13 protein-coding genes are annotated in these 20,056 nt (G+C 51.9%); 10 read left to right on the top strand and 3 right to left on the bottom strand.

All coding sequences use genetic code 11. The features are described from left to right. The first annotated feature begins 8 nt into the window (after positions 1-8). From qhpG to QUD59_RS01845, 3 genes are all read left to right on the top strand, one after another. The gene (qhpG, locus tag QUD59_RS01855; RefSeq protein WP_286239221.1) at positions 9-1,346 is read left to right on the top strand and encodes a flavin-dependent monooxygenase QhpG; all 1,338 of its coding nucleotides are present in this window, start codon (positions 9-11) and stop codon (positions 1,344-1,346) included. Between the two features lie 173 nt (positions 1,347-1,519). Further along, the gene (locus QUD59_RS01850) at positions 1,520-2,791 is read left to right on the top strand and encodes an alginate export family protein (protein ID WP_286239220.1); all 1,272 of its coding nucleotides are present in this window, start codon (positions 1,520-1,522) and stop codon (positions 2,789-2,791) included. Between the two features lie 81 nt (positions 2,792-2,872). Beyond that, the gene (locus QUD59_RS01845; RefSeq protein ID WP_286239219.1) at positions 2,873-4,285 is read left to right on the top strand and encodes an aldehyde dehydrogenase family protein; all 1,413 of its coding nucleotides are present in this window, start codon (positions 2,873-2,875) and stop codon (positions 4,283-4,285) included. A 916-nt stretch (positions 4,286-5,201) separates the two neighbouring features. Here the strand turns inward: QUD59_RS01845 and QUD59_RS01840 are convergent. Beyond that, positions 5,202-6,245 (bottom strand): 2Fe-2S iron-sulfur cluster-binding protein, encoded by a 1,044-nt coding sequence (locus QUD59_RS01840; RefSeq protein WP_286239218.1) that lies wholly within the window; start codon positions 6,243-6,245, stop codon positions 5,202-5,204. A 132-nt stretch (positions 6,246-6,377) separates the two neighbouring features. Next, positions 6,378-7,409, bottom strand: coding sequence for a hypothetical protein (locus QUD59_RS01835; RefSeq protein ID WP_286239217.1), 1,032 nt, complete (start codon positions 7,407-7,409; stop codon positions 6,378-6,380). 390 nt (positions 7,410-7,799) lie between these two features. Here QUD59_RS01835 and QUD59_RS01830 point away from each other — a divergent pair, with 390 nt between their 5' ends. The 6 genes from QUD59_RS01830 to QUD59_RS01805 all read left to right on the top strand — a co-directional run bounded on the left by QUD59_RS01830 (position 7,800) and on the right by QUD59_RS01805 (position 17,672). After that, positions 7,800-9,602 carry a methyl-accepting chemotaxis protein gene (locus QUD59_RS01830; RefSeq protein ID WP_286239215.1) on the top strand — a complete coding sequence of 601 codons (1,803 nt, stop codon included), beginning with the start codon at positions 7,800-7,802 and terminating at the stop codon, positions 9,600-9,602. Positions 9,603-9,764: 162 nt separating this feature from the next. Beyond that, on the top strand, positions 9,765-13,700 hold the full coding sequence (gene hrpA, locus QUD59_RS01825; RefSeq protein ID WP_286239212.1) for an ATP-dependent RNA helicase HrpA: 3,936 nt from the start codon (positions 9,765-9,767) through the stop codon (positions 13,698-13,700). Between the two features lie 359 nt (positions 13,701-14,059). Continuing rightward, the gene (locus QUD59_RS01820; protein ID WP_286239211.1) at positions 14,060-14,998 is read left to right on the top strand and encodes a porin; all 939 of its coding nucleotides are present in this window, start codon (positions 14,060-14,062) and stop codon (positions 14,996-14,998) included. 177 nt (positions 14,999-15,175) lie between these two features. Further along, positions 15,176-15,871, top strand: a complete 696-nt coding sequence (locus QUD59_RS01815) for an MlaA family lipoprotein (protein WP_286239210.1) — start codon at positions 15,176-15,178, stop codon at positions 15,869-15,871. Between the two features lie 137 nt (positions 15,872-16,008). After that, on the top strand, positions 16,009-17,178 hold the full coding sequence (locus tag QUD59_RS01810; RefSeq protein ID WP_286239209.1) for a PP2C family protein-serine/threonine phosphatase: 1,170 nt from the start codon (positions 16,009-16,011) through the stop codon (positions 17,176-17,178). A gap of 2 nt (positions 17,179-17,180) precedes the next feature. Further along, positions 17,181-17,672: an STAS domain-containing protein gene (locus tag QUD59_RS01805; RefSeq protein ID WP_286239208.1), complete on the top strand. Its 492-nt coding sequence runs from the start codon at positions 17,181-17,183 to the stop codon at positions 17,670-17,672. Between the two features lie 186 nt (positions 17,673-17,858). On the opposite strand, the gene amrS is transcribed toward QUD59_RS01805, so the two are convergent. Continuing rightward, positions 17,859-18,944, bottom strand: a complete 1,086-nt coding sequence (gene amrS, locus QUD59_RS01800) for an AmmeMemoRadiSam system radical SAM enzyme (RefSeq protein WP_286239207.1) — start codon at positions 18,942-18,944, stop codon at positions 17,859-17,861. A gap of 363 nt (positions 18,945-19,307) precedes the next feature. Between amrS and QUD59_RS01795 the strand changes: the two genes are divergently transcribed. Beyond that, positions 19,308-20,054: a MotA/TolQ/ExbB proton channel family protein gene (locus QUD59_RS01795; protein WP_286239205.1), complete on the top strand. Its 747-nt coding sequence runs from the start codon at positions 19,308-19,310 to the stop codon at positions 20,052-20,054. Positions 20,055-20,056: the final 2 nt, after the last annotated feature.

Genomic DNA, 20,056 nt, shown 5'->3' with positions numbered 1-20,056 from the left:
GAGAAAGGATGCTGAGTCAACAACGCGAAATTGTAATCCTCGGTGGCGGCCCCTCAGGTGCGGCGGTCGCGCTGGGCTTGCAGAAGCTTGGTTATGAAAGAATCACGCTGGTGACCGAAGCCCGTCCATTCAAAGCGATGGAGGGGATATCCGAACGTGTGGTGGAAGGGCTGCGTGGCGCGGGGTTTCAGCATGCGCTGAAAGATCTTCCGGAGCCGGGGCCGCGATTTGTCACCTGGAACGGAGAGAGTAACCAGGCGAATACAGAGCGTCTGATTGATCGGGTTCTGTTTGATCAGTCGCTGATGATGGATCTGGCGATGCAGGGTGTGCATGTGATTCAGGGCCGGGTTAAAGGGGTTAAAAGCGCTGAGTTTGGTCATGAAATTCAGGTGGAATCCTGCGGGCAGCCGATTGTTTTGCAGGCGGATTTTCTGGTTGAGGCCCGGGGCAGGGCAGCACCGGGCGGTCAGCTTAAGCGCCTGCGCGGTGCGGAAACGGTTTCCCTGCTGCAGTACTGGCAGGGGAGTGAGATGGAGCGCCGCTCTGCGGTGCAGAGTTTTGATCGTGGCTGGGCATGGCTGGCATCCGATGGATTGGGGAGACGCTATCTGCAGTTGACCTTTGATGTGGCCAGTGCCGCGCTGCCGGAAAAAAACCGGTTGGTGGAGTTCTGTAATGAGCAGCTGCTGCGTCTGGATCAGGCGGCGCCGTTTCTCAGTGGTGCAGAACCTACCGGAGAGCTGCATGCCCGTACCAGCACGCCGGTGCTTTGCGAAGAAGCATCAGGCCCGAACTGGATCAGGGTCGGCGATGCGGCGATGTCGGTTGATCCGCTCTCCGGTAACGGGATTTTTCAGACGCTTTCCTCCTCGTTGCAGGCGCCTGCGGTGATCAATACGCTGCTGAATAAACCTTCACAGGCGCGTCTGGCGCAGCAGTTTCATCAACTCAGAATTACTGAGTTGTTCTATCGCTTTGCCCGGATTGGCCGCGATTTTTATGCCATGGAACAGCAGTGGCCGGAGCAGCCGTTCTGGCAGGGACGTAGTCACTGGCCGGATGATCAGCCCCTGCATCTGCCAGCGGATATTGATCAGGTTCAGGTCTGTCAGCGCCCGGTGGTGAATCATGGTTTTGTGCAGATGGTGGATGTGGTGACAACACCGGACCAGCCGCTGGGCATCTGGCATCTGTCCGGTACGCCTCTGGCGCCGGTAGTGACTGCCTACCGTAGTAGCCGGGATCTGCCGGAACTACTCAGCCGGCTTGCTGCCGGGGGGCTCTCCGAGCCGCAGCAGAAGATGGTGCTGGGCTGGCTGCAACAGCAAGGGGCTCGCTTCTGAGCGTTCAGTTCAGGGTTCTGGTTACGTTCTGTTACATCTGAGAACAATTTAAGACATTCATCGCGTATCTGGTTTACACCGCCGTTTTACTATCATCTGATCAAAACCGTAAGTCCTCATGGCTGCGGTCAATAACAAGAAAGATGATTGTGATCGGTGGAGGAGCCATCCCGATGAAAAAAATGTTTACCCAATCTCTGTTGACCGCTGCGGTAGCGGCAGCAGTTGCCATGCCTGCCCAGGCCTATAATCTGAGTTCCAGCGATGCCGGTGAGGTGAATCTGGATGTTGAGGCGATCTTCGGTGTTTTCAGCAGTGAAGAAACCTACAACACGGTGGGTGGTAACACCGGTGAAAGCCGTGACTGGCAGGAAGCTTACATCAAAGCGGGCTTCAGCGGTTTCCGTAATCTTGACAACGGTGCTCAGGTTTACGGTGGCATCAACGCGCTGTTCAGCGGTACCTGGGGTGACGGTGATCCTGCGGGCTTCACCACCGGTGATGAGCGTGAAATCGATCTGGAAGACGCGTATATCGGTTACCGTAACGACATGATCGACTTCTCTGTTGGTCGTCAGAACCTTTCTTTCGGCGACGGCTTCCTGATTAACGGCGATGCGCTGAACCTGGGTGAAGGTCTGGGTGATGAGTTTGACCGGGGTGGTGCGTACTGGCTGGCAGGTCGTAAAGCGTTCGACAAAACGGCAATGCTGCGCGTGGGTGGTGACTCCGGCCTGCGTTCTGACCTGTTCTGGTTCGAGTCTGATAACGTTGCACAGGCTAAGCCTGAGATGGCGGGTATCAACGTTGAGTACGTAACCGAGACCGGTACCTTCGGTGCTATGTACCTGAACGGTCTGGATGTTGAACAGGGCTATGGTTATGACCACCGTGATGGTCAGGACACTTTCAGCCTGCGCTATCAGGGCAGTGCCGGTGTTGAGAACCTGTTCCTGTCCGGTGAGTTTGTTACCCAGAACGCGGGTGATAACAGCGCCGACGGCGACGCCTGGTACGTGGAAGCGGGCTGGACGTTTGCTGACGTAGCCTGGACCCCAAGCGTAAACTATCGCTACAGCACCTTCGATGAAGGTTTTGACCCTCTGTTCTTCGGCTTTAACCGTGGCTACGGTACCTGGTTCCAGGGTGAAGTAGCGGCAAACTATGCCGGTCCTTTCAACAGCGATACCGATGTTCATCACATTGCGCTGAAAGCGGCACCGACTGAAACACTGGCAGTGGGTGCGCTGTTCTTCGACTTCAGCGGCACTGCAGGTGATGCGATGGATGGTCAGGAAATTGACCTGTACGCGGAGTGGGTGGTTAACGATAACCTGATCATCAGCCCGCTGCTGGGTTTCTATACGCCTGATTCTGCTGGTAGCACTCAGGGTAACGATGATACCAACACTTACTTCCAGGTTCTGGCGATCGTACCTTTCTAACCCCTTCGGAAAAAACGATCTACTGGACCGCCGGGCTCTGTCCCGGCGGTTTTAACTTCACAGAATTCGGATGCATGCTCTATGACTAAACACTACTCCATGCTGATTAATGGCAGCGCTGTTGCCGGGGATGAAGGAAGCTTCCCGGTTATCGATCCGGCGACGGCAGCGGCGTTTGCTGAATGCCCTAAAGCGTCGGTTGCACAGCTTGATCAGGCGGTTGCTGCTGCGGCTGAGGCTTTTAAATCCTTCCAGCACACCAGCCATGATGAGCGCAAAGCGCTGCTGCATCAGATCGCTGATAAGATCGAGCAGAATGCTGCTGAACTGGCTGAGATCATTGTGCGTGAACAGGGCAAACCCATGCCGCTGGCACAGATGGAAGTGGGTGGTGCTGTTGCCTGGACCCGTTACACCGCTGAACTGGAAGTACCGGTTGAGGTGATCGAGGACAGCGAAAACAAGCGTATTGAGATGCATCGTAAACCGATCGGTGTTGTTGGCTCGATTCTGCCATGGAACTGGCCACTGATGATTGCGGTATGGCATATCATGCCAGCGCTGCGGACCGGTAATACCGTGGTGGTTAAGCCTTCTCCGCTGACGCCGTTTAATACCCTGCGTCTGGTCGAACTGATCAGCGAAGTGGTGCCTGCCGGTGTGATCAATGTGCTGACCGATGAAGAGAAGGTCGGCCCGGCGATGAGTGCACATCCGGGGATTTCGAAGATTGTTTTCACCGGATCTACCCCGACGGGACAGCATATTATGCGCAGCGCGGCGGCCAATCTGAAACGCCTGACGCTGGAACTGGGAGGTAACGATGGCGGTATCGTTCTGCCGGGCGCTGATCTGGATGCCATCGCTGAAGGTATCTTCCAGACGGCTTTCCTGAATATGGGCCAGACCTGTGCCGCTCTGAAGCGACTCTATGTACATGAGTCTCAATACGATGAACTGGCAGAAAAATTGATAGCCATTGCAGCTCAGCAGAAAGTCGGTTCCGGCTTTGATGAAGGTGTCAGCTTCGGTCCGCTGCAAAATAAGATGCAGTACGATCTGGTTAACAGCCTGATTGCGGATGCGGCAGACAATGGTGCTCAGGTGCATGCTTCTGCGGCCTTACCTGCCGGTAATGGTTACTTTATTGCGCCGACCATTGTTACCGGTGCAAAAGATGGCATGGCGGTAGTCGATAAAGAACAGTTTGGCCCGGTACTGCCGATCATCGCCTACAGCGATGTGGATCAGGCGGTGGCTGCGGTCAACGCCAGTGAAAATGGTTTGGGTGGCTCTGTCTGGGGTTCTGATCTGGAACTGGCACAGAGAGTGGGTATGCAGCTTGAGTGTGGCACCGTATGGATCAACGGTCATGCTGAAGTACTGCCTCACGCACCGTTTGGCGGCTGTAAAATGTCAGGCTTTGGTGTCGAGTTTGGTCAGGAAGGCCTGCTGGAGTACACCACAATTCAGGTGGTTAACATCAACCGCTGATCCGGTTGTGCTGCGTACCCCTTCGCGCGGCACACCGTTTATTTGTTTTATTCTTTCCTCTGCTAGGTTCGGGGCGACCGTCCCGGATCTGCCCTCAAGTCACTTTGGCAGCTTGAGAACCTTGGGAGCGGCCCGCTCCCTTTTTTCTATCTGATTTGAACCCATACCCTGTAAATGATGCCTGCGGGATGAATCCCGGTTGGTGCAATACGCTTTGCTATTGCACCCTACATGGTCGGTGCGGAGCATTTGTGAAAGGATTGCAGGTTGGGTTAGCGGAGCGTAACCCAAAAAAATTTATGGGTTTGCCGGATGGGTTTTCATTGGTGCAATACGCTTTGCTATTGCACCCTACATGGTCGGTGGGGAGCCTTTGTGAAAGGATTGTAGGTTGGGTTAGCGGAGCGTAACCCAAAAAAATTATTGGTTTGCCGGATGGGTTTTCATTGGTGCAATACGCTTTGCTATTGCACCCTGCATGGGCGGTGCGGAGCCTTTGTGAAAGGATTGTAGGTTGGGTTAGCGGAGCGTAACCCAAAAAATTATTGGTTTGTCGGATGGGTTTTCATTGGTGCAATACGCTTCGTTATTGCACCCTGCATGGTCGGTGCGATCCTTTCTGAAAGGGTTGTAGGTTGGGTTAGCGGAGCGTAACCCAAAAAAATTTATGGGTTTGCCGGATGGGTTTTCATTGGTGCAATACGCTTTGCTATTGCACCCTGCATGGCCGGTGCGGAGCCTTTGTGAAAGGATTGTAGGTTGGGTTAGCGGAGCGTAACCCAAAAATGAGAAGTTGTGGCATGAGGGGAATCCCGATTTGTGCAATACGCTTTGCTATTGCACCCTACAGGCCCGATAAGGCCAGCAGTCGAAATCGTGAAAAAAACCACCCGGTTGGGTGGTTTCAGGATGGATTTCAGACCAGTCGGTCACTTGCCGGAGCTTCCGGCAGGGCCTGATCAAAAAATCCCTCTTTGTGGATCATGGTTTCACTGGCACCCAGCGCCATAGCAGCTTCTGAGCAGGCTTCGACAAAATCCGGGCTGCCAGCAATATACACCGAATGCTGTGACAGGTCGGGGTAATGCTCGCCCAGAATCGCCGGGATACGGCCGTGCAGATAGCCTTCTTTCTCTTCCCGGGTCAGGGTCGGGATAAATTTAAACCGGCGGTGTTTGGCATTCCAGAACGCCATCAGCCCTTTATCGTAGATATCCTCTTCCTTTTGAGCGGAGAACATCAGGTGTACCGGCTGTTTGAAGCCACGGCGTAAAGCTGCATCGGCCAGAGACAGAATGGGGGCGAGCCCGGTGCCTGCAACCAGACAGAGTACCGGGCCATCGGTGCTGGGATCGCCGATAAAAGTCCCGTAGGGGCCGGAAACATTCAGCATTTTTCCGGGAAACAGGTTGTCATGCACCCAGTTGCTGGTTTCGCCCTCAGGTACCCGGGTGATCTGCAGGACAATTTCACCGTCGTTGGTCGGTGCGTTGGCAATGGAATAACAGCGTGGCGTGATCTTACGTTCCACGTCGTTAAGCATCACATACTGACCGGGCCAGTAACGCATCTGCTGGCCAATCGGGCGGATGCGCAGTTCAGTGATACGTGGGGTGCGTTCAATCCGGTCAACCACGATAAAACGGATATTTTCACTGGGTGGGAACAGTTTCGGTTGAGCGTCTTCAGTACCCCACTCAATCTCCAGCTCATCGGTCAATGGTTTGCACATGCACATCAGGCCGTAGCCTTCGGCGCGTTCTTCCTGAGACAGGGCCATATCCAGCACCATTCCCTGGTCAAACTCGCCGCTGGTGACCTTAACCTTACACTCACCACAGGCACCTGCCCGGCAGTTGTTGGGCAGGGCGTATCCGGCCCGTTCCAGGGTTTCCAGTACGGTTTCACCTGCGCTTGATTCTACTTCCTTACCGGAAGGGGAAAGTCTGACAACTCCCATGCTTTTTCTCCTGAAGGGTTATAGCAAAGAAACCTGCGAACCAGTCGTGTAAGTGCTAACAGGACTTGTTCGCAGGTTCTCAGGCCAAAGAGGGGCCTTTGGCTTGTGTGGTCTGGATTAAGTCAGACAGGATCAGAAGATCGGGATAATATCCGCCGCATCCAGATCAGCCTGGGTTACCTCTTCGCCGGTGATATCTACTTCAGGGATCGCCGGGAATGGGGTGTCGTACTTATCCAGTACCGCCTTCAGGTTGAGCATGGCAGCGCGCCAGTTATCCTTCTTCGCTTCGAAATCAGGAATGCCAAAGCCGGCTTCGCGGGCGATCGCTTCAGCTTCGCGCTGTGTGTCAATGAAGTCTTCCGGCAGATCCCAGAACTCTGCGGGTGGCTCAAACAGTACCGCAGAGAGGAACAGGTAGCCCGCGCGGATCTGCTTGGTGATGATCTTCTTCTCTTCGTCGGTCAGCTTCGGATAGTCGCGTTCCATCAGAGAGAGGCAGATCGCCATATGGCGGCCTTCGTCACGACCGATGTTCTTGAATGCTTCCTGGAACACCATCTCCTCACAGCTCTCAGACATCTGCTTAAAGATCGTTGCCGCAGCAATTTCACCCATCAGGAAGGAGCTGAACAGTACAGCGAGGCTGTACTTAGGCACGGCCTGTTTGTAACCGTTCCAGTAACGACCGCCGTTGTAGTAAAGCCATGCAGCATTACGTTTGAGACGTTTACCCAGATCGGTTTTTGGCTCGTATTCCAGCGGGCTGGCGCACTCCAGTAATTTTGTAATGGCCAGACCACACATCTGTTCGTGGTTCTGCTCATCACGGGTAACGGAGAAGAAGCAGCGACGAATCGCATCTTCTTCGTGATCTTCATAGGTTTTTATGAAGGCTTCTGCAAATACTGGCGGCGCAGACGCGTCAAATACAGACAGCAGGGTCCACCAGTAAGCGATAGCTTCACGCTCTTCCCAGGAGTAACTGGAAACGTCGAAGGTGTCCCATGGCAGGTCTTTCGGGTTCCATGCTTCGCGTAATGATGCATCCCAGATCTCCTCCGCTTTGGACGTTTTGGTTTCCCAGCGCAGCGGGTAGATATTCGGCTGCGGCGTTTCCGGTGGCATGTCCATGGTGTTAGCAATCTTGTCGTGTGAAGCCATTCTCTTAACCTCGTCTATGTGTCTTGTTGTAATTATTTAATACATTAACGAAAGTAAGGTTATTTTAAAGTGATACGCAAAATCAATATTAAATTTTATTGTTGTGTCATTTACTTTGTGTGGGTATTCGTATTCAAAGCCGTTTTTGCGCGAGAAATGAATGTTTCAGAGTGGCTGCGCTGTTTAAAAAAGCTAATAAATTTATAGGGTTAATTTAATGGTGGGCAGGGGTGGTCGTACTGGCTTATTGAGCGGGTAACAAATTGTAATTTTTTGTAACCTGATACCTGTTTTTTGTTTTTGAGTGTCATCTATGTGTCTTATGGGCTTATCTTTTGTTTCATCCTTTAGTAGCATCAGCGTATAAGAACAACAAAAGAGGTCGCTGCCTTGAGTATTTATCAGTCGGTTGAACGTGTCTGCTTCAACTCCCTTAGTAAAAAAATAGTCGGTAACGTGGTTTTTCTGTCGCTGCCAGGCATTCTGATGATGCTGGCGGGATATTGGAGCTATCTTGAGTTGCAGCCTGTGGTGCAGCAATTATCGGCTGCCGATGGACAGACCGCTGAGGTTATCCGGACAGTCGGCGACAGTCTGCTGCAGGCGGTACTGGTGGTGGCTGTATTCGGCTTGCTGGTGGCAGGGTTCAGTATCCTGTTCATGCGTCATCTGTTTTTGCGCCCGGTTAATCAGATCACTGAGGTGTTAAGTGCAGTAAAAGAACAGGACGGCGATATCTCGGCAACGCTGCCGGATTACACTTTCGATGAAATTTCACTGCTGGCGAAAAGCTACAATGGCTTCTCTGAAAGCCTGAAACAGATGATCGCCGATACCCGGCAACGCAGTGTCAAGGTGGCGCTGAGTGCTAACCAGTTACAGAAGGTTATTCTGGAAGCGGAGCAGTCGGCGCAGTCTCAGGAGGAGCAGGCACAGAAGGTGTTTCAGGCCAGTCAGGAGGCTTCTCAGGCGATAGCGGAGATCGCTCAGCATACCCAGAGTATCTCCAGCAGTAATGACAATAATCTGCAGGAGATCCGGGTTGCGGGGGAAGAGATGCAGCATGTGCGTGAGCAGATGCGGGCGATCGAATCTCAGGTCAGTGATTTCCGTGGTGTAGTTGAGCAGTTGTCGGCTAATTCGGAGAATATTCTCAAGGTACTGAATCTGGTTCAGGATTTTTCTGATCAGACCAATCTGCTGGCCCTTAACGCTTCTATCGAGGCCGCGCGTGCAGGTGAAGCCGGACGTGGTTTTGCTGTGGTGGCTGATGAAGTGCGCACGCTCTCTCAGAAAGTGAACGAGGCGACCAAAGAGATCGACAGTAACATCAATGAGATGGTGACGCTGGTTGAAGGCACCCGCAGTGGGGCTGCGAATATTATGAGCTATGTCACAGATACAGACAGCTATATTTCGCAGAGCAGTGAGAAGTTTATCTCCATGATTGCTGACTTCGAGCAGGTCAGTGAGCAGATGAATGAGATCAGTGCGGCGATTGAGGAGTTGTCTTATACCAACGACAATACCCATACCCATGTCACCGAAATTACTCAGCTCTCGGGATCGATCCGCTCTGAGATGGAGTTGTCTGCGAATCACTCACTGGAACTGGAAGGTTCCACTGAGGAGATGCAGGAGTTGCTGTCGCGCTTCAAAATTGGCTACGGCGGTTTTGAAGATATCCTCAGCAAAACCCGCGAAGGTGCCGGCCGGGTTCAGCAAGCGCTGGATCATCTGGCGGCTCAGGGGCTCAATCTGTTTGATACCGCATACCAGCGCAGTAACCCTGATCAATTGCCTGAGAAGTTCGATACCAGCTACACCGATGCGTTTGAACGTGTGATGCAGCCGATTTACGATCAGGTCACCGCGGAAAATCCCGAATTCGTTATTGCCTGTGCGTTTGATAAAAACGGCTACTGCCCGGCGCATAACAGCAAAATATCGCAGCCGATGACGGGCGATTTTGATAAGGACAATGCACTCAGTCGCCATCGCCGCTTTTATAACGCGAACCGGGGGGAGCAGCGTCGTGCCAATCAGACATCACCTTTCCTGTTGTTGACCTTTATCCGTGATACCGGCGAAATTATGAACTCCATCTCCATACCGCTGTATGTGAATGGCCAGCACTGGGGTAATTTCTGCGCCGGTTTCCTGCCGGAGCAGCTACTCAGCGTTGAAAACTAAGCACCTGCCTATTCAGGTTCAGTCAGCAGTCTGACTACATATTTATCTTTTGGGGGAGGGGCTCCTCCCCCGTACCTGGCTCTCATGCCGAGATAAAGGTGAAGCCCCTTCTGCAATGCATTAGAATTGCCGCCTCATTGAAGAACAGCTAAGGCAAGACTTTTGGCCCACAGTAAGAAACAGCTCCGTGCACTGCTCGGCGAATGTAAATTATCTGACCGATTCCACCTAAAACGTCGTCTGGATCGATTGAAAGAGGGCACGGATGAGGCCGCACTGAATAAACTGGCAGATGATATTGCTGCTTCGGTAGAGTGGGTTGCGCTGCGCAAAGAGCTGTCTGCAAAGCAGGAGATTGTTTTTCCGGATCTGCCGATCTCTTCACGGCGTGAGGAGATTGCCAAAGCGATAGCGGAAAATCAGGTGGTGGTGCTCGCCGGCGAGACCGGGTCCGGTAAGACGACGCAGTTGCCAAAAATCTGTCTCGATCTGGGTTTGGGCTGCAAGGGGCTGATTGGTCATACCCAGCCGCGCCGTCTGGCCGCCCGGACAGTGGCTTCGCGGATTGCTGAAGAGCTGGATACCACGCTGGGCGAGCGTGTCGGCTATCAGGTACGGTTTCACGATCAGGTAGGCGACAGTACTCAGGTCAAGTTGATGACCGATGGTATTTTGCTGGGCGAAACCCGACATGACCGCTTTCTCGAAAAATATGAAGTCCTGATTATCGATGAGGCTCATGAGCGCAGCCTAAACATCGATTTTCTGCTGGGTTATATCAAACGGATTCTGCCGAAACGTCCGGACCTTAAGCTGATTATCACCTCCGCCACCATTGATCTGGAGCGCTTCTCAAAGCATTTCAATGACGCACCAATTATTGAAGTTTCCGGGCGTACCTATCCTGTGGAGGTGCTTTATCGCCCGCTGCATGAGCTGGAATCGGACGATGATAAGGCGCTTGACCTGCAACAGGGCGTACTGGCTGCGGTTGAGGAGCTGCTGCAGATGGAGCGCAAACAGGGCAGGGGGCCGCAGGGCGATATTCTGGTGTTCCTTCCGGGGGAGCGGGAGATCCGCGAAACCGCCGACCAGTTGCGTCGGGCTGAGCTGAAACACGTCGATATACTGCCACTCTATGCGCGCTTGTCTCTGGCGGAGCAGAACCGGGTGTTTCAGCGTAGTAAAGGGGCTGTTGGCACCCGGGTGGTGTTGTCGACGAATGTCGCTGAAACCTCCCTGACGGTGCCGGGTATTAAATATGTGATCGATACCGGCCTGGCGCGTATCAGTCGATACAGCTATCGCTCTAAAGTGCAGCGTTTGCCGATTGAGGCTGTATCACAGGCCAGTGCCAATCAGCGTGCCGGGCGTTGTGGTCGTGTTTCGGAAGGTACCTGCATCCGGCTTTATGCTGAAGAAGATTTTGTCAGCCGTCCTGAATTTACGGATGCCGAGATCCGGCGGACGAATCTGGCGGCGGTTATTCTGCAGATGTTGTCGCTCAAGCTCGGAGATATCGCTGAGTTTCCGTTTGTCGATCCGCCCGACAGTCGTTATATCAATGATGGCTTCAAATTGTTGCAGGAACTGGGTGCGGTTGACTCAAAGCGCGGTATTACCCGAATTGGTCGCCAGTTAGCACAGTTACCGATCGATCCCCGTCTTGGAAGAATGGTGATCGAAGCCGCACGCAATAACTGTTTGCGTGAGGTGCTGATTATTGTCAGTGCACTGGGTATTCAGGATCCGCGGGAGCGCCCTCAGGATAAACGTCAGGCGAGTGATGAAAAACATCGTCTGTATGCCCATGAGGAGTCCGATTTCCTTACTCTGGTGAACCTGTGGGATCTTTATGAAGAGCAGCGCCAGGAGCTGAGCCAGAATCAGTTGCGAAAATACTGTGCGAAACAGTTCCTCTCCTATATGCGCATGCGGGAGTGGCGTGATACCCACCGTCAGTTACACCTTATCTGTAAAAACCTGAAAGAGCAGGACGGTAGTTTTGTCGAGCGCAGTGAGCCTGCCTCCTATGAAGCGGTACATCGCTCCCTGCTGGCCGGTTTGCTCAGCCATATGGGCTTTAAACAGGAAGGCAAAGAGTATCTCGGTGCGCGCAACCGTCGATTCTTCCTGTTTCCGGGGTCAGGTATTTATAAAAAAGCCCCGAAGTGGGTGATGGCGGCCGAGCTGGTGGAGACCAGTCAGTTGTATGCCCGCTGTATCGCCCGGGTCGATCCCCTCTGGGCGGAGAAGCTGGCTCCGCATCTGATCAAGAAAAATTACTCTGAGCCGCACTGGGAGAAAAAGCGCGGGGAGGTGGTTGCCACCGAACAGGTAACGCTGTATGGGCTGATTATCGTGCCAAAGCGTAAAGTCAGCTTCAGTAAGATTGACGCTCAGTTGGCGCATCAGATCTTCATTCGTCAGGCGCTGGTAGAAGGTGAGCTGAAGACTCAGGCGACTTTTATCCGGAAAAACAGAGCGTTGCTGCGTGATGTAGAGCAACTGGAAGCCAAGTCGCGACGTAAAGACCTGCTGGTGGATGAGGAGCAGTTGTTTGAGTTCTACCGTCTGCGTCTGAAATCTCTCAATGCAGAACATCTGGTGAATGCGGCTGGTTTCGAAAAGTGGCGTAAGCAGATTGAGCAGGAGCAGCCGGAAGCGCTCTTGATGCAGGAGGAAGATATCCTGCAGCGCTCAGCAGACCATGTAACGGCTCAGGCGTTTCCCGATTACCTGCAATGGGAAGAGGCCCGCTTACGCCTGTTTTACAACTTCGCTCCCGGTGCCAGGGATGACGGCGTCAGCCTGCAGGTACCGCTGCCCCTGTTAACGGCGCTGCCGCTGCAACAGATGGAATGGCTGGTGCCGGGAATGCTGGAAGAGAAGTGCACGGCGATCCTCAAGGGCCTGCCAAAACAGCAGCGCAAACACTTTGTCCCGGTGCCGAACTATGTGGAGGCGTTTGTTCAGGCAGCGGAATTTGGTGTGGGGGATCTGTACGAAGTCTTCGCTCACCAGTTACTGCGTATGACCGGTGTGCGCCTCCAGGTGGAGGATCTGCGTCGCAGTGAATTGACTGATCACCTGCTGATGAATATCCGTCTGGTGGATGAAAAAGGGCGTTTACTGGAAGAATCCCGCGATTGGGAGCAGCTTAACAAAAAGTACTCTTCGCAGATTGGCGAACGGCTTGCTCAGAAGTCGGATCAGGACTGGGGCCGGGAAGGGCTTACCGAATGGAGCTTTGGTGAGCTGGAGGAAAGTATCCGCATAAATAAATACGCCGGAGTAGAGGTTGAGGCCTATCCTGCATTGGTGGATAACACAGAGTCGGTTTCGCTCTGTCTGAAACCGCACAAAGCAGAAGCGGATCAGGCCAGCTTGCAGGGTATTGTCAGGTTAGCCCTGTTACAACTCAAAGAGCAGATCCGCTTTGTTAAAAAAGCATTAGCAAAAGATAAACTGACCCAGATTGCACTGCTAACCGGGGGCATGTTGAACCCGCAGAAACTTGAAGCCGATATTATCTGGTCAGCTTGCCGCGAGTTGATGCAACTGGATCGGCAGTTGGTGCGTGATCAGGGCGCTTTTGCCACCGCAGTTCAGCGTGCCCGGACTGATTTGGTGCCGGAAGCTGAATCCCTGCTGGAGCTGATGCTGGAAATGGCTCAATCCTACAACCGGATTCAGAAACAGCTTAAAGGCAAAGTGCAACTGAACGAAGTGCCGGTACTGAACGATATAAAACAGCAGCTTGCGCTGTTGTTCAGTGCCGATGCATTACAGCAGAATTCCCGTCAGGTGCTGAATCGATACCCCCGTTACCTGAAAGGGATCGAAGTACGGCTGGAGAAATTCCGGCGTAGTCTGCGACAGGAAGTGCTGCACAGCGAGCAACTGGGCGGCTTTTATAAGCAGTATGAAGCCAGGCTGGAAAAACACCGTTCGCAAGGGGTCTTTGATCCCGAGCTGGAAAACTACCGCTGGATGATCGAAGAGCTACGTATTTCGCTGTTCGCTCAACAGTTAGGGACGGAAATGACCGTCTCTGTAAAACGATTGCAACAACAGTGGTCTAAAGTGCTGGCTTGACCCAGATCAACCAACTTGACGACTAATACTTTTGTAGGTGTCGATAAGGTCGATATTGGCCAGAGCAAAGGTTGCACAAGGGCTGGGTCTATGTTGTAATGCGCGAAATTTAGATACGCTGGCGACTGCTGAAGGCCGAAAAGTAGCCTCAAATCAGTAAAAGTCAGGCAAAATGACCGGCAGCTATTCAGAAAACTGATTTTTTGCCGAAAAGAATTTAGAAGAAAAAATCTTTCATTTATTTGAAATATTTTTTTTTTATAGTATTTTCATAGCGTAATAGCGCATAGAGTGCGTTATGCTAAGAAAAATTAATAATTCACTACTAGTATGTTGAATATATTGAAGGGGAAATGTTGATGAAAAAGTCACTGATCGCTCTGGCTGTTGCTGGCGCAATGACTGCACCAATGATCGCACAGGCTGACGCTACTCTGTACGGTAAGTTCGAAGTACGTCTGACTGCTCAGGACTCTGAAGACCTGAACATTGAGTCTGACGACTTCCGTATCGGTATCAAAGGCGATGCAGATCTGGGTATCGATGGTGTTAAAGGCCTGTACGGCTACGAATTTGAAGTTAACCCATCTGTAGGTCCTACAGAGTACAATGCTTCTACTTCTACTCTGAACACTCGTAAAGCATTCGTTGGTGTAACTGGCGATTTCGGTACAGTTCTGGCGGGTCAGATTGCTAACCCAGCTGAAGCTGTTCCTTCTAAAGTTTGCAACCAGTCTGAAATGACTACTGCTTGCGACATGACTCCAGACTTCCTGGGTTCCACTGTTGCTTACGTATCTCCAGCAATGAACGGCTTCACTGCATACGTTGGTGTTGTAATGGATCAGGACGGTACTCCTAGCGATGCTGACTCTGACGACGACGTATGGCTGATCGGTGCAAACTACGTTGCAAACGGTCTGGATCTGTCTGTTGCTCATTGGGCTGCTGATGACAAGTACGATGCTGCTGAGACTGAATTCACTGGTATCTCCGGTGCATACACTTTCGGTGCTACTACTGTAGCTCTGGGTTACCAGGAAAATGATACTACTACTGCTCAGACTGACGTAGCTAGCATCAAAGTTTCCCACAAAATCGACAACCTGACTCTGTGGGCTAACTACCACGACGTTGATGATGACATCAACAACGAAATCGACAGCCAGTACGGTCTGGGTGCTGTATACAAGCTGGGTTCCCAGGCGTCTCTGGACGTAGAGTGGGTTGACCTGGAAGGTGTTACTGCTGCAGACGATGACGACATCCTGTCTGTTGGTTACACTGTTAAGTTCTAATCTTTCTTAGCAAAGATTTGAATCCGAAAAGGGCTCCTTGTGAGCCCTTTTTGCGTTTATGAACTTTTTATTTTTATGGCATTTATCTGAAAAATAAGCTTTTTTCTTATTTTTATTAGTGTTTATTCTCCGTTAGAATACGCACTATCAGTGGGGTAAGGTGAGAAGGGAACCTAAATGAAATCCAAACTACGTAATCTGCTTTTGACGGGTGCGCTTTCTGCGGCACTGATCCAGCCTGCGGTGGCTGAGGATGTTGATCCTTGGGAAGGGTTTAACCGCACAATGTTCAGCTTCAATGATGGTTTGGATACCTATGCTCTGAAGCCGCTTGCAAAAGGTTATAAAGCGGTGATGCCTGAGCCGGCAGAAAAGGGTGTGAATAACTTCTTCGAAAACCTGGCGGATATTGGCACCATGATCAATAACCTGCTGCAGGGTAAGTTTAACGATGCCGGTCAGGATCTGGGGCGTGTTGCTTTTAATACAACCTTCGGTCTGGCGGGCCTGATCGATGTAGCAACGCCGATGGGCATCCCTAAGCATGACGAAGATTTTGGCCAGACCTTTGGCTACTGGGGTATGGAGAGTGGTCCGTATCTGGTACTGCCGTTCTTTGGTCCGTCCAGCGTGCGTGATGGTATTGGCCTGATTCCGGATACTTATACGGATCCTGTTTATCACGTGGGTGAGAATGGTGATCGCAACGCGCTTTACGTGGTGCGTGTTATCGATAAACGTGCTCAACTGCTGGAGTCTGAGAAGCTGATCTCCGGTGATAAGTACACCTTTATCCGTGACGCTTACCTGCAGAAGCGCGCTTACGAAATTGCTGATGGTAATATTGAAAATTACGATGACAGCAATTTCTGATCTGTGCGATCCCCGGCCTGTCCGGGGATCGGCCTTCCTGTTTTTCTCTTCTTTTCGCTAAATTTTCATTGCATGTTAAGTCTTCTGGATTTAACGTGGTCTCTCATGGATCGCAGCCTATTCACAAAGGCTAAGCTATGAGGCAGATTTACCAAACCATTCTTTTAATTGATCAGATGGCAGAAGCTATCGATTCCGTTATCGATGCCTGTGATCTGGCGGATCTACCCCCGGTCAAGATCTCTACCGCCTTCAGCAGCCGTTATGCACTTGAGATGATGCAGGAGCATGAGTTCTCTTTGTTGATTGTCGGGGTGGGTGAGCATCTCGATCTGGAAGCCCTGAAGCTTCTGGCGGCACAGCAGGCCCCCAAACCGGTGTTAACCCTGTTGCCGGATGAGCAGGGGGAGCTGGTGCTACAGGCTTTGCGTCAGGGAGCGTCCGATGTATTCCTGCGTAAATCTGTCAGTCTTGAACAGACGGTTTTTGCCCAGGCCATTTCCAGGCTGCTGAATCAGGCGGATCTGATCGAAAAAAATGTCCACTACCGGGATGAGCTGGAAAAGAGTTTAGGCGAGCTGCAGGATGATCAGCAGGCGGCGCGACAGATCCAGCAGAATATGCTGCCGGATAATCACGTTGTGCTGGGGCGGGTGCAGGCGCGTTATCTGTTGATTCCCTCACTGTATCTCAGTGGTGATTTTGTCGATGTGGTATCCATTGATAAAAATAAGACGCTGTTTTATCTGGCGGATGTTTCAGGTCATGGTGCGTCTTCTGCGCTGGTAACGGTGCTGCTGAAAAATATGACCAATCGGCTGCTGCGTAATTTTCGGCGCCGCTCCAGCTTTGATATTTTGTCGCCGATTGACGTACTTTATCGAATCAACTCTGAACTTCTGGAAACAGAATTAGGTAAGCATCTGAGTATTTTTATCGGTTTGTATGATGAGCAGAACGGTAGTCTTACCTATGCGGTGGGAGGTCATCATCCGATGCCGGTGCTACGTGATCAGCAGGGGTGTCGTTTCCTTGAGGGCCGGGGCATGCCGGTGGGGCTGTTTCCTGAACCGCTGTTTCAGGAGCAGAAACTGATGTTGCCCGCTCAGTTTGAGTTGACCCTTTTCTCTGATGGTATTCTCGAGGTGTTACCAGAGGAGGGAATGGAGGCTAAAGAACAGCGTCTGATTGATGCGGTTGCTGAGACTAAAGGGGGAGGCCCTGAAAGGATTAAGCATGCTTTACTTCCCGGTATAATCAGCCCGGCACCGGATGATATCGCGATCATGACAATTTGCAGGCAGTGATAATGCAGGAAGGTTCTATCTATTCAGCGTTGGTCGAAGGGCGGTTTGTCCTGAAATTTGTGGGTGATGTCCGGCTGACGCTTTGCTCATCGCTCGATTGTCACCTTGAGGGCGCGTTATCTGAGCCTGAAGTCAGTGAAATTCTTATCGACCTGACACAGGCGGAAGGAATCGACAGCACTTCTCTGGGGCTCATCGCCAAGCTGGCAATAAAAGCCAAGGCGCTGGGGCTGGATAAGCCGGCGCTGGTCTCAACCAATCCCGATATTACCCGCATTCTTTACACCATGGGCTTTGATCATATCTTTATCCTGTTGGAGCAGTTGCCAACCAGTGTGCATGATCTGAAGCAGTTGCCTCTGGTGCAGGAGTCTGTGGATGAAATGAAGGTTCGGATTATTGCGGCTCACCGGATTCTGATGGATCTGAACGAGAGCAATCGAGAAGCCTTCAGGGATCTGGTTTCGACTTTAGAATCAGTTAAGGAAAAATAGGAATTTTTCCTATATCAGTTTCCCTCTCAGACCTTACAATCGGTACTGGACATGAGGTGCAAAGGAATTGCAGCAGTTTTCATGGACTGAATCCTCAATCTCATTGCTTCAGGAAGAGGCGATGACCGACAGGGACGTTGGGGGAAATGGCTCGTTAGCAGGTATGCTATCGGGCCTTTTTTATGGTTATACCAACCGGACTGGCATCCTTCGTGGCCCCCAACTGCCCGGTTGAGTGCTGAACCGTCCCGGCAGTTTGCTGCTACAGCCCCGGCAGTTACCCGCAGCATCCAGATTCCACTCCCCGAGTTGATACCAGTCCCTCTCGATCAGGCGGAGCCCGCAGTGATGGCAGTAGGTACTGCTCCCCGCCGGATCGTGTACGTTACCCGTATAGGGGTAGTGCAGTCCGCAATTCAGAGCAATCTCTCTGGCCCTTGTGAGGGTTTCTGATGGCGTATGGGGCGTATTCAGCATTTTGTAGTCTGGATGGAAGGCAGAAAAGTGCAGTGGAGTTTCCGGGCCGAGCTCATCGTGGATCCAGCGACACATCGCTTCAAGCTCCTGATTGCTGTCATTTTCTCCGGGGATAATCAGGTTGGTAATCTCAAACCAGCAGTCGGTTTCCTGTTTCAGGTAGAGCAGGGTATCCAGTACGGGGGCCAGTTGGCCGCCACAGATCTTCTTATAAAATCTCTCTGAGAATGATTTCAGATCAATATTGGCGGCATCCATCTGACTGAAAAACTCGGTTCTGGGAGCATCACAGATATAGCCGGCGCTGACGGCTACCGCTTTCAGCCCCCGCTCATGGCAGGCCGTGGCGACATCGAGTGCGTATTCCATAAAGATCACAGGGTCGTTATAAGTAAATGCAACGCCAAGGCAGTGATGCTGCAGGCAGGATTCAGCAAGCTGTTCCGGCCTGGCCTGATCAGCCAGCGTGTCCATCTCCCGGGACTTGCTCATATCCCAGTTCTGGCAGAACCTGCAGTTCAGATTACAGCCGGCGGTACCGAAGGAGAGTATCGGCTCCCCCGGGTAGAAATGATTCAGGGGCTTTTTCTCAATCGGATCGATACAGAAGCCACTTGAGCGGCCCCAGCTAAAAAGTTTGATCTCGCCTCCCTGATTACCACGAACATAACAAAGTCCTCGCTGTGACTCTTTGAGCTTGCAGAAGCGGGGGCAGAGATCGCACTGTACCCGTCCATCTTCCAGCGTGTGCCAGTAGCGGGTTGGGTGGCCCTCAGGCTGTTCATCGATATTCATGGTTGCTCCCTCCGTTCTGCCTCTAAGTTTAGATCGCTATGGCGCGCTCAGGAGGGTTATTGATGTTATAAACAACTTCTGTGGATAACTCTGTTTATAGTTTATGGGTAAAGGCCTGAAACGCCTGTTTTTATGCCAGATTTAGCAAATTGATTGAAAATGAATCAGGGTAAAATCCTTTAATTTTCATGGTGTTAAAATTTGTATTTAATTAAATCTTTCTCCTTTGTTTGATCCAATAGTCAAGCGCTATTACTAATTTTTTGTGACTTTTTTCACAGAATTATCCTCTGCGACTATTGACCCCCGGCTGAGTGTTCTTTAGTGCTGTTTTGGCAGAACGCGCTGCCGGGCTGTTCAGAGATGTCTATAGTAAGGGTCAGGTCTCTGGCCTGTTTACATACTCAGTCAGTCAACGAGGTCGTGTTGAACCGATTGTCTAATCCCCATCAGTGTTTTCATCTCTGGTTGCTGTTCAGCGGCCTGTTTCTGTTTGCGCTGTTCATCGTCTGGGAGCTGGGCCTGTTACCCCGTGTATTACAGCAGGACAGCACCCGCATTTCCGTCGTCATTCTGATACTTACCGGCGCTGGCTGGCTGCACTGTGCCTACCGAAGCTGGTTCCTTAGCCGTCAGGCGTGGATGATGAGTGTTCTGGAGCATGTTGCGGAGCACGAACAGCAGTGTCGGTTTTCTGCAGGTGAGTCCTTTGTTCAGGATTACCTGAGGAGAAACCGTCCGGATGATGACACCTCCGCGCTTTCCGCTGAGTTGCTGGCTGAGAAGTTGCGCGGTGCCCATCAGGTGGGCTGGTTTCTCAGCTCGTTGCTGATCAAGCTGGGCCTGCTCGGCACGGTGGTAGGGTTTATTCTGATGCTGAGCTCTGTTTCCGGCCTGCAGCAACTGGACATTTCCGATATCAAACAACTGATGCAACAGATGACGCAGGGAATGGGCGTGGCTATGAATACGACGCTGGTAGGATTACTGGCCAGTATGCTGCTGGGGGTTCAGTATCTGTTGCTGGATCGTTGCGCAGATCAGCTACTGGCTGCCGCAGTGGCGTTAAAGCTGGATCGCACAGATATGCCAGCAGTTGAGGAGTGCTGAGG

The sequence above is a fragment of the Neptuniibacter halophilus genome (assembly GCF_030295765.1).
Taxonomy (GTDB): Bacteria; Pseudomonadota; Gammaproteobacteria; order Pseudomonadales; family Balneatricaceae; genus Neptuniibacter; species Neptuniibacter halophilus.
The sequence above is the reverse complement of the archived record's forward strand: the minus strand, read 5'-3'. Positions and strand labels throughout refer to the sequence as shown.

Excerpts from the sequence above, each read along its gene's own strand:
- qhpG (WP_286239221.1), top strand. The coding sequence starts at position 9 with ATGCTGAGTCAACAACGCGAAATTGTAATCCTCGGTGGCGGCCCCTCA.
- QUD59_RS01850 (WP_286239220.1), top strand. The coding sequence starts at position 1,520 with ATGAAAAAAATGTTTACCCAATCTCTGTTGACCGCTGCGGTAGCGGCA.
- QUD59_RS01845 (WP_286239219.1), top strand. The coding sequence starts at position 2,873 with ATGACTAAACACTACTCCATGCTGATTAATGGCAGCGCTGTTGCCGGG.
- QUD59_RS01840 (WP_286239218.1), bottom strand. The coding sequence starts at position 6,245 with ATGGGAGTTGTCAGACTTTCCCCTTCCGGTAAGGAAGTAGAATCAAGC.
- QUD59_RS01835 (WP_286239217.1), bottom strand. The coding sequence starts at position 7,409 with ATGGCTTCACACGACAAGATTGCTAACACCATGGACATGCCACCGGAA.
- QUD59_RS01820 (WP_286239211.1), top strand. The coding sequence starts at position 14,060 with ATGAAAAAGTCACTGATCGCTCTGGCTGTTGCTGGCGCAATGACTGCA.
- QUD59_RS01815 (WP_286239210.1), top strand. The coding sequence starts at position 15,176 with ATGAAATCCAAACTACGTAATCTGCTTTTGACGGGTGCGCTTTCTGCG.
- QUD59_RS01810 (WP_286239209.1), top strand. The coding sequence starts at position 16,009 with ATGAGGCAGATTTACCAAACCATTCTTTTAATTGATCAGATGGCAGAA.
- QUD59_RS01805 (WP_286239208.1), top strand. The coding sequence starts at position 17,181 with ATGCAGGAAGGTTCTATCTATTCAGCGTTGGTCGAAGGGCGGTTTGTC.
- amrS (WP_286239207.1), bottom strand. The coding sequence starts at position 18,944 with ATGAATATCGATGAACAGCCTGAGGGCCACCCAACCCGCTACTGGCAC.
- QUD59_RS01795 (WP_286239205.1), top strand. The coding sequence starts at position 19,308 with ATGTCTATAGTAAGGGTCAGGTCTCTGGCCTGTTTACATACTCAGTCA.